1 protein-coding gene is annotated in these 1592 nt (G+C 78.1%); it reads right to left on the bottom strand.

The features are described 5' to 3' along the window. The coding region (locus tag E1281_RS39565) for a hypothetical protein (RefSeq protein ID WP_131884798.1) at positions 1-1506 on the bottom strand (1506 nt) is incomplete at its 3' end. Positions 1507-1592: the final 86 nt, after the last annotated feature.

Genomic DNA, 1592 nt, shown 5'->3' with positions numbered 1-1592 from the left:
GGCGGGCGCCACCGCCGGCGGCGGGCCCGGAGGGTCCTGCGCCGGCTCGGGCACCGGCGCGACCGGCTGGTCGCCGGCGCGCTCGGCGGCCATGTGGGCGCGGGCGGCCTTGATGATGTCCCACGCCGACAGCTCGTCGGTGGACGGCGGGGAGTGCATCGCCGGGGACGTCAGCTCCGCCGCTACCGCCTGCGGCACCGCGAACCCCGACGCCGGCGGCGACACCTGCGCCAGCCGGCACCACGTCAGCCCGAGCGTGTACGTGGTGGACAGCAGCGCGGCCAGCGCGTCGGCGTCGTCGGTGCGCAGCGCGTCCGGGAGCCGCCCGTCGCGCGGCCACAGCGACCGCAGCGGGCTCGCCGGGTCGCCCAGCGCCGCCTGCAGGGTGCGGGCGCTGTCGGGGTCGAGCCACCGCTGCAGCGCCGGCAGCGCGCCCGGCGCGGCCTGCAGGTCGGCGGCCAGCACCGCGACCCCGGCGCGGCGCACCTCGTCGTGGGCGCGGCCCTGCGCGGCCGGGCGCGGGCCCGTCAGCCCGGCGACGATCTGCTGCAGGTCGTACAGGGCGAGCCGCAGGTACTCGCCGGGCGCGGTGTCGCGGACCATCGGGATGGCGAACTCGGCGGGGCAGCGGCGCCGCCACTCCTGCAGGATCGCGTCGGGTCCGTACCGGACGGTGGCCATGTCCTGGTTGACCATCCGCAGCGCCGCCGCCGTCACCGCCGCGAGCGCGTCCGCGCCGGGACGGAACCGGGGGTCGCCCTGCAGGCCGGTGGCGACCTCGTACATGACGCGGGCGATGTGCGCGGCGCCGCCGCCGTCTCCGGCGCCGAGCCGGTGGATGTAGTAGCCGGCCAGGGTGGCGAAGTCGGGCGGCATCATCCAGTGCAGCCGCTCGGCCGACGTCGTCAGGAACGGGATGAACGACTCGATCAGCGGGTGCTCGGTCAGCACCACCGGGGACCCGGCGCACCACAGCAGCGCGCCCCACGCGGCGGCGACGGTGCTGGGCGTCCCGGGTTGGAACATCGGGTCGTGCTGGGCGAACTGCTGGGGGTTCACCGCCAGCGCGGTCGTCAGCGCCTGGGAGATGCCCGCCACGACCGCGGTGTCGGGCACGGGCCCGAGGAACCCCAGCGGCGCGACGCGTCCCGCCGACAGGTCCGGGCCGGTGGGGAACAGCTGCGGCGGGACGGGCGGGGCCCCGGCGCCGGGCGGTGCCGGCACCGCGACACGGCGGTCCTCGAACGCCGCCGGCGGCGGGCAGGGGTGCCAGGTGCCGTCCAGGCCGCACCGGTACCAGCGGCCCCACGCCCCGTAGAGCCACCACTCCCCGGCGCCCCACAGCATCCGCGCGGCGATCTGGCCGGCGCGGTCGGCGGGCTGGGCGGTCTGCCACCAGGGCGAGGCCACCAGCTCGCGCACGTTGCCCTCGACCGATGCGAACAGGTCCCCGCTCGGCCCGCCTCCGGTTCCGCCGGGCCCCGCCCCGGCCGCCTGCCAGCTCATCCGGCGAATAGTAGTCGCACCGCGCGGCCCGTCCGGCATCGGCGGAGTCACGTCCCGGTATCCGTGCGCGCAGCGGCCCGCCGCAC

Source organism: Actinomadura sp. KC345, assembly GCF_004348515.1.
Lineage (GTDB): Bacteria > Actinomycetota > Actinomycetes > Streptosporangiales > Streptosporangiaceae > Spirillospora.
The sequence above is the reverse complement of the archived record's forward strand: the minus strand, read 5'-3'. Positions and strand labels throughout refer to the sequence as shown.